At 50.0% G+C, this 15,595-nt stretch carries 15 protein-coding genes; 2 read left to right on the forward strand and 13 right to left on the reverse strand.

The window, feature by feature from the left end:
* Positions 1–253: 253 nt before the first annotated feature.
* Positions 254–1,048 carry an N-acetylmuramidase domain-containing protein gene (locus FFS57_RS14835; protein ID WP_137938592.1) on the forward strand — a complete coding sequence of 265 codons (795 nt, stop codon included), beginning with the start codon at positions 254–256 and terminating at the stop codon, positions 1,046–1,048.
* A gap of 3 nt (positions 1,049–1,051) precedes the next feature.
* Here the strand turns inward: FFS57_RS14835 and FFS57_RS14840 are convergent, their stop codons facing one another.
* Both FFS57_RS14840 and FFS57_RS14845 read right to left on the reverse strand, forming a co-directional pair.
* Complete coding sequence (locus FFS57_RS14840; protein WP_171013968.1) at positions 1,052–4,012, reverse strand: bifunctional diguanylate cyclase/phosphodiesterase; 2,961 nt, start codon at positions 4,010–4,012, stop codon at positions 1,052–1,054.
* A gap of 68 nt (positions 4,013–4,080) precedes the next feature.
* Entirely contained in the window at positions 4,081–4,815 is a 735-nt protein-coding gene (locus FFS57_RS14845; RefSeq protein WP_137938593.1) for a substrate-binding periplasmic protein, read from the reverse strand.
* Between the two features lie 117 nt (positions 4,816–4,932).
* On the opposite strand from FFS57_RS14845, the gene FFS57_RS14850 reads away from it, so the two are divergent.
* The gene (locus FFS57_RS14850) at positions 4,933–6,426 is read left to right on the forward strand and encodes an AMP nucleosidase (protein WP_137938594.1); all 1,494 of its coding nucleotides are present in this window, start codon (positions 4,933–4,935) and stop codon (positions 6,424–6,426) included.
* Positions 6,427–7,019: 593 nt separating this feature from the next.
* Here the strand turns inward: FFS57_RS14850 and FFS57_RS14860 are convergent.
* The 11 genes from FFS57_RS14860 to FFS57_RS14915 form a co-directional block, all read right to left on the reverse strand.
* The gene (locus tag FFS57_RS14860; RefSeq protein WP_171013969.1) at positions 7,020–9,314 is read right to left on the reverse strand and encodes an RHS repeat domain-containing protein; all 2,295 of its coding nucleotides are present in this window, start codon (positions 9,312–9,314) and stop codon (positions 7,020–7,022) included.
* A 230-nt stretch (positions 9,315–9,544) separates the two neighbouring features.
* Positions 9,545–9,880: a DUF3969 family protein gene (locus FFS57_RS14865; RefSeq protein WP_137938596.1), complete on the reverse strand. Its 336-nt coding sequence runs from the start codon at positions 9,878–9,880 to the stop codon at positions 9,545–9,547.
* 115 nt (positions 9,881–9,995) lie between these two features.
* Positions 9,996–10,346 (reverse strand): DUF3969 family protein, encoded by a 351-nt coding sequence (locus FFS57_RS14870; RefSeq protein WP_137938597.1) that lies wholly within the window; start codon positions 10,344–10,346, stop codon positions 9,996–9,998.
* A gap of 44 nt (positions 10,347–10,390) precedes the next feature.
* Positions 10,391–10,738 carry a DUF3969 family protein gene (locus FFS57_RS14875; protein ID WP_137938598.1) on the reverse strand — a complete coding sequence of 116 codons (348 nt, stop codon included), beginning with the start codon at positions 10,736–10,738 and terminating at the stop codon, positions 10,391–10,393.
* Between the two features lie 11 nt (positions 10,739–10,749).
* On the reverse strand, positions 10,750–11,613 hold the full coding sequence (locus tag FFS57_RS14880; RefSeq protein WP_137938599.1) for an RHS repeat-associated core domain-containing protein: 864 nt from the start codon (positions 11,611–11,613) through the stop codon (positions 10,750–10,752).
* Between the two features lie 114 nt (positions 11,614–11,727).
* Positions 11,728–12,078, reverse strand: a complete 351-nt coding sequence (locus FFS57_RS14885; protein WP_137938600.1) for a DUF3969 family protein — start codon at positions 12,076–12,078, stop codon at positions 11,728–11,730.
* 44 nt (positions 12,079–12,122) lie between these two features.
* A complete protein-coding gene (locus tag FFS57_RS14890) occupies positions 12,123–12,467 on the reverse strand; it encodes a DUF3969 family protein (RefSeq protein ID WP_137938601.1) in 345 nt (114 codons plus the stop codon).
* 253 nt (positions 12,468–12,720) lie between these two features.
* Positions 12,721–13,257, reverse strand: coding sequence for a hypothetical protein (locus FFS57_RS14900; RefSeq protein ID WP_137938602.1), 537 nt, complete (start codon positions 13,255–13,257; stop codon positions 12,721–12,723).
* A 10-nt stretch (positions 13,258–13,267) separates the two neighbouring features.
* Positions 13,268–14,113 (reverse strand): RHS repeat-associated core domain-containing protein, encoded by an 846-nt coding sequence (locus FFS57_RS14905; RefSeq protein ID WP_137938603.1) that lies wholly within the window; start codon positions 14,111–14,113, stop codon positions 13,268–13,270.
* 20 nt (positions 14,114–14,133) lie between these two features.
* On the reverse strand, positions 14,134–14,664 hold the full coding sequence (locus tag FFS57_RS14910; RefSeq protein WP_137938604.1) for a hypothetical protein: 531 nt from the start codon (positions 14,662–14,664) through the stop codon (positions 14,134–14,136).
* Between the two features lie 19 nt (positions 14,665–14,683).
* Positions 14,684–15,595: RHS repeat-associated core domain-containing protein (locus tag FFS57_RS14915; RefSeq protein ID WP_283204914.1), on the reverse strand; the 912-nt coding region annotated here is incomplete at its 5' end.

Raw genomic sequence — 15,595 nt, forward strand, 5'->3', positions numbered from 1 at the left:
GATGATAAGCAATTGATCTATTTTCGTAAATCGAATTACTCGATTGGCATATTACGTGGTGGTGTGGCGATCGACTGACTGGCTACCCCTGGGATGTCGTTGAGCGAAGCTGTTTGCCGTTGGGGCTTGTCAGTACTTGAGATTGGGGGTGTGAGGCGAGGATGGATGTCATTGTCAGGATGTACCGCAGTGCCCGGTCGTGACGAGTTGCCCGATGAGTGGGCGGCTATTGTGAATCATCAGGAGGGGCATCATGGACTTTCAGGGTTTGGCAACACCATTGAGTGAGACACAATTGGATCAAGTTCTGGCAAATCTGGGTGTGACCGCACCAGCCTTGTGGGCGGTCATCGAAGTGGAGACGGCTGGTGACGGTTTTTTGCCAAGCCGCAAACCACGTATTCTGTTTGAACGGCACAAATTCAGTGCCAAAACCAACCACCAGTACGATCAGTCCCATCCGGATATCAGTCAGCCGACCTGGGGAGGGTATGGGCCGGGCGGGGAGCACCAGTATGATCGCTTGAATGAAGCCTGCGCCTTGAACTGGAATGCGGCCTGTGAGTCGGCATCCTGGGGGCTGGGGCAGGTCATGGGTGAGCAATGGCAATCCCTTGGGTACGCCAGTATTCAGGCATTCGTTGCCGCCATGTGTATGGACGAAGGCGGGCAATTGGATGCCATGGCACGTTTCATTCGTGTGAATAAGCTGGATTTGAAACTGCAATCCAAGGATTGGCAGGGATTTGCCCGAAGCTACAATGGGCCGGCCTATGCTGATAACCGGTATGACATCAAATTGAGCCAGCAATATCAGAAATTGTCGATTGGCCCCTTGCCGGATCTACGGGTGCGGGCAGTACAACTGATCCTGACCTATCTGAGTGTCAATGTGCCCGTATTCAATCCACAAGGTGTCGATGGCTGGCTTGGGCAGCGTACACGCTCAGCACTGGCGGCGTTTCAGGCTGCACAAGGCTTGCCCGTCACCAATGGGCTGGATGATGTCACTTATACCAAGTTATTGAAGGTGGGGGGCTTTACCTGATAGTCAAGCCGAAGGGTCGGTAACCGGTTGGGCATCCTGACTGAGCAGGTGTTCGAATTCATTGGATGAAAGTGGGCAGGCGTACAGGTAACCCTGCACATAATCACAGCCGGCGCGGGCCAGAAGATCGCGTTGCAGTGTTGTTTCGACGCCTTCCGCCACGACCTTGATGCCCAATTTGTGCGCCATCACGATGATGGCCTCACATAAAGCCAGATCGGGTGAGTCGATGGCCAGATTTCGAACGAAGGATTGATCGATCTTCAGGTAGTCGATATCGAACTTCTTCAGGTAGGACAACGCAGAGTAGCCGGTACCGAAGTCATCCAGCGCGACTTGAATGCCCGCATCGCGGAAAGCAAGCAGATGCTGGCTGACCACATCACCGATATCCATCAAGAGGCCTTCGGTGATTTCGACCACCATGCTGTGCCCAGGCAGGCCCAGCGTGGCCAAATGAGAGATCCACAGGCTGTCGTGACCGGCATCACTGCGAAACTGGACGGGTGATTTGTTGATGCTGATCTGGAAATCCGGGTGGTAGTGAAGGCGCCATTGCTTGACCTGGCGGGCGGCCTCGAAAAACACCCAATTTCCGATGTCGATGATCAGTCCTGTTTCTTCCGCGATGGGGATAAAGTCTGCTGGACTGATGCGACCCAGTTTCGGGTGTTCCCAGCGAATCAGCGCTTCGGCTTTGTGCACCTGTCCTGATACCAATTCAACAATGGGTTGATAGTAGAGACTGAACTGCTGCCCGGCCACGGCACCACGCAGGTCATTGGCCAGTCGCATACGTTTTTCGACAGCCAATTGCATGGAATGGGTGAAGTAGTTGTAACGGTTGCGACCTTGTTGCTTGGCCGCATACATGGCCTGATCAGCATGTTTGATCAGGCTGTCGATATCAGCCGCATCGTCAGGGTAGAACGTGATACCGATACTGGCCGAGACATAGGTCAAATCTTCACCCAGCTTGAAGGGTTCGACCAATCGATCAAGCAGCTTGCGGGCGACTCGCTCGACGATGTGGGTGTCCTCCAGTTCGCTCAAGATCAGTGTGAATTCATCGCCACCCAAACGTACCACGGTATCTGTCTCGCGCACCGAGCTGGTCAAGCGCGCAGCGACTTCCTTCAGTAACTGGTCGCCCATGGCGTGGCCCAGGGTATCATTGACCTCCTTGAAGTGGTCCAGGTCAAGAAATATCAAAGCCAACGGTAGGCCGGTGCGGTGGGCTTTCTTGATTTCCTGTTGCAGTCTGTCCAGAAACATGTGGCGGTTCGGCAGGCCAGTCAGTGGATCAAAGTTGGCTTGCAGCCAGATCAGTTCCTCGGATTTCTTTTTTTCGCTGATATCCAGAAACTGCGCCACCCGGCGGTGTACGCTGCCATCCTCATTCAGAATGGTGTTGATGGTGAGCAGGACAATGAATTGCTCACCGTTCTTGCGGCGTTCCCAGACCTCGCCATGCCAGTGACCTGTCTGGCGAATGGTTTCCCACATTGATTCATAGAATGCCAGGTCATGCCGGCCGGATCGCAAGATGGAGGTCTTCTTGCCAATGGCTTCCTCCTTGCTGTAGCCCGTCAGTTTGGCAAAGGCGGGGTTGATGGCCAAAATGACATTGTCGGCATCCGAGACCGACATTGCTTCACTACTATTGGTGTAAACCAGGGATGCCAGCTGCATTTCCTCTTCTGCCCGTTTGCGTTCGGAAATGTCTTCAATGATCGACCAGATATACCGTTCACCTTCGTTACCGGTAATCAGCACGCCATTCAGTCTGACGGGTAGCAGGTGGCCATCCCGATGAATGTATTCTTTTTCATAGGGGCCATAGCGGCCTTGTACTTCCAGTGACTTGAGCTGTTGTTGCTCTACAGGTGCGTAGTGGGCTGGGGTCAGGTCCCAGTAACTGAGCTGGTTCAGCTCGGTCAATGAATAGCCGACCATGTCGAGCAAGGCTGGGTTGGCTTCCATATAGCGGCCATCCATTGCATTGCGTGCCATGCCGAGGGGCGATAGCTCAACCATGGCGCGCAATCGTTGTTCTCGTTCCTTCAGATCGGTTTCGGCTTGCAGGCGTTCATTGATGACCATCGCCAACGACATGCCTACCAGTGTCAACACCAGGATGAAGAACCAGTAATTGGTCAAGTTGGTAGCCAGATCAAGCTGGCCCAGGTAGCCCTGCCCATGCATGATGCCGGCGAGGGCTTGCGCTGCTGTCAGCCCGACCACAAGGGAAGCACCGTGACGACCGAAACGAACGCTGGCCCACGCGACAAAGGCGAAGCTCAGGAATCCCTTGGCATGCTCGCCAAACTGTTCATGTAGCCAACCCATGAAGATGATTTGTCCGGCAATCGCAGCCAGCCCGAAGCACAATAAGGTTTCCAGAAGCCGTGGTTGTGTCAGCCAGCCTGTTGGCGGGTGGCGCCAGACCAGGATCATCGGTGTCAACACCACCATGCCCAGCACGTCGCCTTGCCACCACAAAATCAATTGCCTGAAATAGGTTGCCTCCACAATACTGCCATTGAGCATTGACACCGTCGTGCCGAGGGTGGCGCCAACCAGCGAAGCCAGGGCGGCTGAAAGACATAGCCATAGATACTGGCGCAACCGGGTCAAGGGTGGGTGCCCGTCGCGGAGTTGTGCGATCAGGACGGCGGCCAGTGTGGCTTCCAGTGTGGCTGCCATGGCACCGAGTACAGCACTCCACCCATGAAAACCCATCAGGAAATTGCCGCTCAGATCCCCTAGCAAGATGGCGGGCCAAAAACGTATTCCGGCCAACAATAAACCCGCCAGGGCCAAGCCACCTGGCGGCCAGACAATGGAGGCGATGCCATCGGTAACCAGAAAGCGGTTGGTCAGTCCTGCCAGCGTGGCGTAGGCAGCGGCAAAGGCGAGCATGGATAGTCCGGTGGTCCGAACGTAATCAAGCCACTTTTTCAAAGGCAAGCCTCCTATTTGCCATGATGTCGGTTGAATGATGACACGTTGCGTTATCGACGATATTGCTGTCACGGTCTGGCGAAGGAAGGGAAATAACCGTTGTATTTCCCGCTATCGCGTAGTTTTTTCAGCCCTTGATTGAAACGCACCATCAAACCTGCGTTACGTGCATGTTGCTTGTTCAGGATCAGATGGTAAGTGACTGAGTTATAGACCTTGGGATGATGGGTGAATTGAGCCAATTCATCTTTGCTGAAATGACGGCGCAAAATGGCATAACCCACCTCACGGTCAGAGGGAAAGATATCGATGTGGCCGGCCAGCAGTTTCCGAAAATTCGACAGGTCATCGCCTGCATGTGTGACCTTGATGTTCAACAGTTTTTCGAATTCATACTCATAGCCCAGGCTGCCCCCAATGCGGAACCTGGCCAGATCATCATAGGTTTGCCATTGAAACGGCACCCGCTTGAGATGAAAAAAGACGGATTGTCCTTCGAAGATGGAGTCGCTGAACAGAAACTTCTGGGCGCGTTCTTCCTCATAGCTCCACACTACTGATCCCTCATGGATACCCGCCTCGGCCTCTTTGTAGGCACGTTTCCATGGGCGGAATACATAGTTGACGCGGATGCCGACCTCCGCAAAGGCATCGGTCACAATGCGTGATGCAATGCCGTAGCCGGGTTCATATTCGGTCAGGTAGGGTGGCCATTCGCCATTGGTCAGGGTAATGTCAGCCGAGACGCAAGGAAGGGGGAGGAGTAGTATCAAGTACATACACAGTCTGGCGACCCGGTTCATGCCCCACCTGCTGTTTCCATACTGGGTTCATTCCAGCATAGCATTGAATTGCAGGCTGGCGGATGACTGACCATCCGTTGTCTGCCTGCTTTCTCGTTAAGGAGTCTCGACCGAATCATGCCTTATCAGCCTTCTTTTATTGCAGCCCAACGTTTTACCGATGCAGCAGCAGCGCTGGCGCATGTCAAACAGATCTATGAGCATAGTCTTGCCCATCTGCGTGATGCCATGCAGCGTTTTGTGGCCGGGGAAGACTTACCGGGTCATGTACGGGCTTGCTATCCATTTGTGCGGGTTCAAACCGACACGGTGGCACGTTTTCTACCTGCCGATGCAGCACGTCTGAGCTATGGTTTTGTTGCTGGGCCAGGGCAATTTGAAACGACGCTGACCCGGCCGGACCTGTTTGCCGACTATTACCTGGAGCAGTTTTCATTGTTGTTGCAGAACCACCGATGCGAGCTGGAAATCGGGGTGAGCAATCAGCCGATTCCCGTCCATTTTTCGTTTGCCGAGCATGACTATATTGAAGGTAGCCTGAGCCCTGAGAGACGTTTGTTGATGCGTGATGTCTTTGATTTGCCAGATCTGACCGCGATGGATGATGGTATTGCCAACGGTACCTACGAGCCTGGACCGGGCGAGCCGCAGCCGCTGTCGCTGTTTACCGCGCCACGGGTGGACTATTCGCTGCACCGCTTGCGCCATTACACCGGCACGGCGCCGGAGCACTGCCAGAACTTCATTCTGTTTACCAACTATCAGTTCTATATCGATGAATTCATCCGCATGGGCCATGCCGCCATGCAAGACCCAAACGGCGATTATGTGGCTTTCATCGAACCCGGCAATGTGGTTACCCGGCGTCAGGGTCAACCTGCCGGTGCAGATGATCATTTTGGCGTTGCCCCGCCCCGCCTGCCGCAGATGCCGGCCTATCACTTGATTCGCGAAGATCGCAGCGGCATCACCATGGTCAACATCGGCGTTGGCCCGGCCAATGCCAAAACCATCACGGATCATATCGCCGTATTGCGTCCACATGCCTGGATCATGTTGGGCCATTGTGCCGGGCTGCGTAACAGTCAGCAGTTGGGTGACTATGTACTTGCGCATGGCTATGTGCGTGAAGACCATGTACTGGATGAAGACTTGCCATTATGGGTGCCGATTCCCGCCCTGGCTGAAATTCAGCTGGCGCTGGAAGCGGCGGTGTCGGATATCACCCAAGTCAAGTTTGCTGAGCTTAAACGCATCATGCGGACTGGCACCGTGGCCAGCACGGATAATCGTAATTGGGAGCTGTTGCCCGATAACCGGCCACAACGCCGTTTCAGCCAAAGCCGAGCCATCGCGCTGGATATGGAGAGCGCCACCATTGCAGCCAACGGCTTTCGTTTCCGTGTCCCATATGGCACCTTGCTATGTGTCAGCGACAAGCCCTTGCATGGCGAGATCAAATTGCCCGGCATGGCCAACCAGTTCTACCGCGAGCGAGTCGACCAGCATTTGCGGATCGGTATTCGTGCAGTGGAACTGTTGCGGGAACAGGGGGTGAACCGATTGCATAGCCGTAAGCTGCGCAGTTTTGCAGAAGTAGCTTTCCAGTAATCCACACAGTTGATGAGGGCGGTGATCCCATCCATCTGGCCGGATTGCTGCCTGCTGGTGCTGCCTGACTGATGGGCACGGACTTTTTCTACTGGTCATGCCCAATGGAACGTGCCATTACCGATATCGAGCCATTGAACTTGTTGGCCGTGTTTTGGAAAGTCGAGCGTCAAGGGTATGCAACCACCCCGCCAAGAATCGCAAACTCAAGAAAAAGCTTAAATCGATTTCCCCGCCTCACGTGATACCGCTACCTAAACAGGTAGCGAGTGTATTTCGCGAATTGGAAAAAATGAACGGCAGTAGATAGTACGTTCCTTAACGAAGTGGGCTTCAATCCTGACGCAATAGAATGGCAACTGTCCCACATTGAGCCCAATCGGATCAGGGCTGCCTACAATCGTGCGCAATATTGGGAGGAGCGGCGTAGCATGCTCCAGCATTGGGCGGACAGGCTAGACCAACTACGCACACAGCCTGTGCAGATAGCATGATTTAACCGCTCATCAGACACCTATTGTGTCGCCTCACTTTACACGCCACACGCGCACTGCATGCGGTGTGTATCAAGCAAAATTTCCAATAGTCTGCCGTTATTCAAAGTACGGGTTAGATTGGAATGTCTTTCTTCCCAGTACATCATATTCCGTTCGAACCGCGACCCCACCCTTGACCTGCTTGATCACCCGGCCAAAGCCATCAAAGTATTTGGTATCCACCAGCGGGCCGCGCTGCAAGGTGCGCTGGTTGGCTTGCCAGTGAATGCTGACCGGATTGCCTTTGGGAAAACTGATCCCCGTCAGGCGATTCAGGCCGTCATAGCTGTATCCGGTCGCATTGCCGTTGCCATCGGTGTAACGGGTGACATTGCCGTACTCATCAACCACACGATAGAGGTTCACGCCTGCTGGGCGGTTTTCGGTTTGCGGCAGCCCCGCCTTGTAGTTGCTGAAGCGGGTTATCTGCAGATTGGGGTCGGTGATGGTCTCGATGTCCCCGGTGCTGTGATAGGTGGTGGCAGTGGTCACACCAAAGCGATTTTCGGAACGCTGGTTACCGTTGCCATCAAAGGTGCGGACGATGGAACCGACATTGGCAATCGTTTCCTGATCCACCAGATTCAATAGCCATTTGCCGGGAATGGTGGCGTAATGTGACGTGCGCACCCGGGTGAAATCGCCAGTCTCAGTGACCGTTTGTGGCCGAAACCAAGCATCAAAATCGCTATAGCTGGTCTTGTAGGTTTTGCCATCACGAATGATAGTCTTGCTGGCCAGTACCGGCACAAAGGTTTGTGGGCCGGCACAGGTGAATTTCCGAGTGGCTAAGGTGTCGGTGTCCCATTCATCGGTGCGGAACTCAAAATCCAGTTGGTGGGAAATCAGTTTGGGCACCCATTCATAGATTTCCTTCTGCAGCCCCGCAATCTCTTTTTCCAGTAACAAACCGATCTTCCAGCGCTCTGCACAATTGTCCTTGTAGATCGCATGGTAGGTATAAGTGGTCACGCCACTGGGCGTGGTGACGGTCCGCGTATTGGCCCGCCCCGGCGCAGCGGGATTGCTGCTGTCCAGGTTCTGCCCATAGTAGGCGTTGAACTTCCATTCGCCGCCATCACTGGTGGTTTTGCGCTTGACGACGATGTGATCCGCTTCCATCTTGGTGCGGAACCGACCCGATGGGGAAGTAATATCACCGCGCGAAAAGAACCAGTAGCCATATTCATAATTGGTCACCCCACCAAAGGGATTGGTAATGCTGGCGACTGCGCAGGCAGAGGCGATCTTATCCTCATCCGACCCTTGGGCATTGTTCACCCCATCACCGAAATAGCTATAGTGCCAACGTGTGCCATCAGGGCGGATCACATCCGACAACATCTGCCGGCGGGTGCCATCGCCAAAGGTGCAGGCGGTGTTCGATTGATACTGCCAGACACGGTTACCAATGGTCATGGTTTTCAGGGCACCGCCAACTTGAGCAAGGGTGATACTGCGGCCATCACTGGCCGTGACCACCGTACCATCAGTGGAATAGTCGATTTTGATCCAATTGCCGTTACGGTCGCGAATTTCTGACACATAGGCATAGTTGCGATTGATTGGCGGGCTCCAGGCATCCCGGTAGTCATCACTACTCGACCGCGCGGCCGGGTTGTAACGTTGCTCACGAACCGTAAAGCCATTCCCAAAGGTGTAGGTCAGGCCATCCGGGGTTTGCACCGTTCTGGCGTTGACATCCAGTCGCCACATGTCATTGGTCAGATAAGCCGGGCTGCCGCCGCCCGTGTTCAGCACATTATCGAAGGCAAAGCGCTTGCTGGAACCATCCGGCATGTGCAACGTGGGGTTGCATTCATTGGTCAGCTTCAGAATGTCCGGCGCACCACGGTTGCCGCTGCAACTGGATACCAAACGACCAAAGTGAATCTGCCAATCCATCGCGCCCAGATGCTGTTCCGTATTCAGGCTACGGATAACCTTGATATCCAGCCCGCCCGTACCGGGCAGATAGGCATCGACAAAATACAGCCGTAACGCCCCGGTCAGCGGGTCAATCTCTTCAAACTTCAGTTCATCCACCGCATCGCGCTTATTGGCATGCCCGCTTTCCCGGTAGAAGTCGGCGATATCCTTGGCCGGTGTGGGGTTGGCTAATGCCTCGATGGCCTTATCCCCGACTGCAGCGGCTTGGGCATCCGGCTTGGTGTTGTCTTCAGTAGAGTGCACAGCCGCTTTGCTATCGGCAGCAGGGAAACGAAAGTCTGGTGCTTGTACACTGACTGAATCCGGTAGCTGCAAGGTGTTGAGCACATCCTCGGCTATCCCAAACGGGCTATATAAGGCACTGATGATCAGGGCGAGTGCCGAAGGGCGTACATTCGGCAAAAATCGTGTTGTAGGTTGACAGCTAATTTTTACTAAATGCATATACTCTTTCGACGATTTCAAAGCATCGCTGGATAATAAATAAATATTAACAGGCCATAATTGCAGTTAAATTTCCAATATGGAATGTAAAATCATCAGTTCAAAAACGTCAATTGCGCCATTCAACATGTGAGTGGCATTTGCGCATTGAAATTTAATTGTCTGCAATTCAGAGTGATGTGTCTAAGCTAATCAAAAATAGGCGTAAACCACCTATCAATATTTCCACTAGACTCTGGCGTTTGCTGAAGAGCTTTCATTGATATTTCAATCATCTCATCAAGCTCTTTGCCTAAGTTTTGTGGGACTAGCATCTCCGTCCCCTCCAACTCCGTTCCCATGTATATAAGGTCATACAACGTTTCACTTGCCTTGACTCCTTTAATGGCATGTAATGTTCCTGGGCTATAAAGGAGCCTATCTGCCTCCTCTATATCAATGGCACCATTTTTAATCGCATGACAAAGCCCAATTGAAATAACAAAAAAGAGACGCTCAAGTCTATTTAATTCATCACTGGTCATGGTTGCTCATTTGTTAAATTTGAAATCCGTACTCCAGCCGCTTACAACCTTCACACTAGAAATCTTTGTGGAGCAGTTAAAAATTAAATCATAAAGAGATAACTTTTGTTCAAAATCAATTTGACAGCAGATTATCAAATATTGGATTAAACCACTTATCTCTAATGGGAGCTGAGTCTGATGATTCAGTTAATATTTTTATAGCCATTGCAATCATTTCCTCCAAGTCCCTCCCAATATTCTGAGGGATAAGCGTTTCAGTATCTTCAAGCTCCAGACCCATTTCTATTAACCTGTACAATTCTTCGCTAGCTCCAGCCTCCTTAAGGTTCCTTAGCATCAATGGACTGTACAAATACGCACAAGCCTCTTCAATGTCTATTGCCCCCGCTTTAATCCCATTGCACAGCCCAAGGCTCAAAAGCAACAATACCCTTTCCAGTCTATACAGCTTCTCGTTTTTCATTTAATAATCACTTTCCATTTTCAGAACTACTCCATCCATTAATTTTAATGCTTATTTCTTTCAAAAATAGGATTAAACCATTTATCGAACATGGGCTTTGGTACGGGAGACTCCTTGAGGGTCTGCATTGCCCTTGATATCATTTCATCAAGCTCTTTTCCAAGACTGGCAGGAGCCAAGCTTTCCGTATCCTCTAACTCAGTTCCCGCATGAATTAAATCATGCAACACATCACTCGCTCCTTCCTCCTTCAACAATCTCATCATCAATGGGCTGTATAAATATCTTTCCGCCTCATCAATATCGATGGCGCCATTCTTAATAGCATGGCACAACCCAATACTTAGCAAGTAGAAAACCCTCTCCAATCTGTAAATCTCATCACCATTCATACTTTCACCTCTTATTTATTTTTAATGTTACTCCACTCCGATTTAACTTTCACATCATATACTTTTCCTGATGCGCTTTCGAAGTAGTGAACTGAAATAGGGCTGCCATCTTCCGCATATCCATCCTTATAAACTTTACTCCACTTCCCACTTTCCATCTCTCTAAGCTGATCAAGCCGTTCCTTATTATTAACAGTATTCTTCGTCGTTCCATTTTGAAGTGGCCTAAAACTCTTCGGATACTTTGGCGAATCTTTAATAGAATTGAAGAAGTCTTTCTTTAATACATCAAGCTTTATGGATTCAAGTAGCCTCTCATCAGCATGCTGCCTCGCAGCATTAACCTCCGCCTGTGCTTTTGCCTGATTGGTAGTCAGATTAATTTTAGGCGCCGAATCTTGCCGGAAACTATTCGATGCCAAGGTCACACCAGCAAAACTGCGGTCATGACTACCGAGTGAATCGCCACCTTTATCTGCGTCGCCAGCCCCTTCTGGCGAGCGCCCATCCGGATCAACAAACCGATACGGATTGTTATTGGCGTAGCCATAGCGGTTAAAGCTGTGCAGCTTCTCAGCCTTGACATCGACCGGGTCCATCGCCAGGAAGCGCCCCGCCACCGCATCGTAATAGCGTGCCCCAAAGTAATCCAGGCCGGTATCGTCATCATGGGTCTTGCCGGTGTACCACTCGCGATTCAGGCCACCATCGCCCCCCACCAGCTTTTCGCCATAGGGCCGGTAATGGGTGCGCCACAGCAGGTTACCGGTGCCATCGGTGGCAGCCAGCACGCTACCGGCTGGGTCGGTGTGGTACCACTGATATTGGGTCTGGTTGCCGGTGATGATGCGACTGGCGACCTTACTGCTGCCCAGGTAGTAGTGCTCGCGGTTTTCGTTCGTTCGATTATATCCAGCGGCTAGATTTGCTGCCGCTTCGCCATTGCATTACCTCGTTCAATAAAAATCAACCACACAGACATAAATTTCTTACTTTTGTATAAATTCCTCAAGATTTACAGTAAACCACTTATCCGATAGAGATGCAGATTCAGGACTTTCTTTTAATCTTTCGCTTGCCCATTTAAGAAGTTTATCTAGATCTCGCCCCAAGTTCTCTGGCATTAACATTTCCGTATCTTCAATTTCAAGACCTAGCCTTATCAACTCCTGCGCCTCTTCACTTGCCCCAGCCAATTGCAACTTGGTCAACAATAACGGGTTAAATAAATAATCTCCAGCCTCATCAACATCAATCGCACCGGATCTTACACAATGACAAAGCCCAATACTGATTATGAACAATAGTCTTTCCAGTCTATACAGCTTCTCGTTTTTCATTTAATAATCACTTTCCATTTTCAGAACTACTCCATCCATTAATTTTAATGCTTATTTCTTTCAAAAATAGGATTAAACCATTTATCGAACATGGGCTTTGGTACGGGAGACTCCTTGAGGGTCTGCATTGCCCTTGATATCATTTCATCAAGCTCTTTTCCAAGACTGGCAGGAGCCAAACTTTCCGTATCCTCTAACTCAGTTCCCGCATGAATTAAATCATGCAACACATCACTCGCTCCTTCCTCCTTCAACAATCTCATCATCAATGGGCTATATAAATATCTTTCCGCCTCATCAATATCGATGGCGCCATTCTTAATGGCATGGCACAACCCAATACTTAGCAAGTAGAAAATCCTCTCCAACCTGTAAATCTCTTCATACATTCTCAGCTCTCCTCAATTAACCGACTGCAAAACCACCATCATGGCCCGTTTTTCATGAATGTTTTTTGGCACTAATTTCATTGTCTTTCTGTCTTGATGATGATGGCAATGCGATGTGGATGTGATTAAATTACCACAAAGTCAAATTTCTTCTTCGTCTCCTCTCCAAGTGAGATTGTGCCATCAAGAGTCATGAAAAAAGGGAATTGTTTACTTGCGATGATCAGTCATTGGCGCTCATGGTTAAAAATATTCAATCTCTAATTTCAAGAATAGCATTGCCCGCAAACGGCAATATTTTTAATCCATTTTTATATAATATCTTTGCGCCATCTGAATATCTACTATTCTTCATATAAGCTTCCGCGAGAGATGTTGGATTGACAGCCCAAATTCCACCCTTGGTAATTTTCCTTACTTTATTGGCGAGCATTTTTGCAACTTTTTTACCATCTTCGTCGTCTGACATAAATGTCAAACCAGACTCCCCTAGCGAATCATCGGTTCTCTTTCCTATTTCAAGTGTGGTATATCCAGAATTAATTTCTTGAAATTTATCTTCAGTATCTGCAAGTAAAATTTCATTAGGAGAAATTACACAATTAAATTTTTCCACCCTCCCTAGATCTTCTAGCCCCTTCTTTTCAGCGTCATCAAGCTTTGAAAGTATCCTCATTGAGAATGGGCGAAATCTCATGATTGCAAAATACAATCCATTTTGATTAAGAATGCCTTCTAATAGAGAAATTAACTCTTCTGAAGTTGCATGAAATTGCAAAGACATTTTCATTTTATTTCCTTTAATCATATCTCTCAAAAGTGGTTGGTAAGCCTACCTGATTATTTAGATCACTCAAGGCTTTTTGTTCTCTGGTTACTGGCGCGCCCGCCGCATTGGTTCTACCTACATTTATTCCTCTAGTTAAACCTTGAGCATCCTCATAAATTACGTCTGGCCGGCGATGTTGTTTGAAGCCACCAGGTGTCGGAATGCTTTTCTCTGCTTTACTACCACCACCTGCTATTATACGGCCGCCTTCATTTATAATTCGATCACCAATTTCCTTAATTTTGGCATTGTGGGGTGCTGCCGGATCAGTTTTTGGTCCACGTTTAACTCTCGTTAACTTTGTTGCAGTGACCGCTATAGACTCGCCTTTGAAGAAAACCACGCCGATGGCAGCCATAGCTTTTGTACCAGCGATTTCCGGTGCTCCCACCCCCATCACCAATGCACTGGCAACCTGCTCATTTCCCATCGGTGCATTTTGAAATCCTGGCACCTTTTGTTGAATGTGAACCTTGCCATCAATACCGCGCATAGCCATGGTGCCTTTGTCACCCAAGCCACCACTGGCCCCTTCCGACTCCATCCCAGTCGGGTCGTTGTATCGGTAGGGGTTGTTGTTAGCGTAACCGTAGCGGTTGAAGCTATATAGGCTGGCGGGATTGACGTCTACCGGGTCCATTGCCAGGAAGCGCCCCGCCACCGCATCGTAGTAGCGCGCCCCAAAGTAATCCAGGCCGGTATCGTCATCATGGGTCTTGCCGGTGTACCACTCGCGATTCAGGCCACCATCACCCCCCCTCCCTAAACCTTTTCCACCAGAAACATCATGTGCAATGCCCTCTCGTACTAGTTGCATGCAAGTTAATTTAGACGCGACTAGATATCAATAAGTGCCAATTCAACTATGCCCGCAACCGGAGCAATCTTTACGCCACTATCAAAAAGTCTTTTTGCACCATCTGTGTATCTGTGGCTTTTATTAACAGACTTAGCCTTGGTAATTGGATTTATTGCCAAGACACCACTTTTTGTTATTTTTTTAATTCTTTTGGAAAAGTTTTTGGCAACTCTCTCTCCATCAACATTGTCAGACATAAATAAAACTGCCGACTCATTTAATTGAACATCCGACACCTTCCCCACATCTAACACAATGCAGCCATCGTTCAAGTCAAGAAATCTATTTAGTGAACTTTCAGGCGCTATTTTCCTTGTAGACAAAGCACAGCGGACATTTTTCTCATTACTTAAGGATAACAACCTCCTACATGCATCATCAATGTCATCAATAATTTCCACAGAAAAAGGCTGGGAATGGAGGATGGAGATAAATACATTACCTTCAAGTACAACTTCCTTCAGAACAGATGTTATTTCACTTGGAAGGGCATGAAATTGTAAGCTCATCTTCATTGCATTACCTCTCTTAATCATATCTCTCAAAAGTTGTAGGAATGCCAGCTCGGTTATTGAGGTCACTCAGTGCCTTTTGCTCTCGCGTTACAGGAGAACCATTTGCTTTTGTTTTTCCAACATTTATCCCCCTTGTTACTCCTTGAGCATCTGTAAATAGAATATCTGGCCTGCGAGACTCTTTAAATCCTCCTGGAGTGTCAATCACTTTTTCAGGTAATCGTCCTCCACCAGCAGTTATGCTTCCACCTTGCGCTTCAATCCGGTCACCAATTTCTCGAATTTTCGCATTATGTGGTGCTGCCGGATCAGTTTTGGGTCCACGTTTAACTCTCGTTAACTTTGTTGCAGTGACCGCTATAGACTCGCCTTTGAAGAAAACCACGCCGATGGCAGCCATAGCTTTTGTACCAGCGATTTCCGGTGCTCCCACCCCCATCACCAATGCACTGGCAACCTGCTCATTTCCCATCGGTGCATTTTGAAATCCTGGCACCTTTTGTTGAATGTGAACCTTGCCATCAATACCGCGCATAGCCATGGTGCCTTTGTCACCCAAGCCACCACTGGCCCCTTCCGACTCCATCCCAGTCGGGTCGTTGTATCGGTAGGGGTTGTTGTTGGCGTAACTATATCGGTTGAAGCTATATAGGCTGGCGGGATTGACGTCTACCGGGTCCATCGCCAGGAAGCGCCCCGCCACCGCATCGTAGTAGCGTGCCCCAAAGTAATCCAGGCCGGTATCGTCATCATGGGTCTTGCCGGTGTACCACTCGCGATTCAGGCCACCATCACCCCCCACCAGCTTTTCGCCATAGGGCCGGTAATGGGTGCGCCACAGCAGGTTACCGGTGCCATCGGTGGCGGCCAGCACGCTACCGGCTGGGTCGGTGTGGTACCACTGATATTGGGTCTGGTTGCCGGT

The organism is Chitinivorax sp. B, from assembly GCF_005503445.1.
Taxonomy (GTDB): domain Bacteria; phylum Pseudomonadota; class Gammaproteobacteria; order Burkholderiales; family SCOH01; genus Chitinivorax.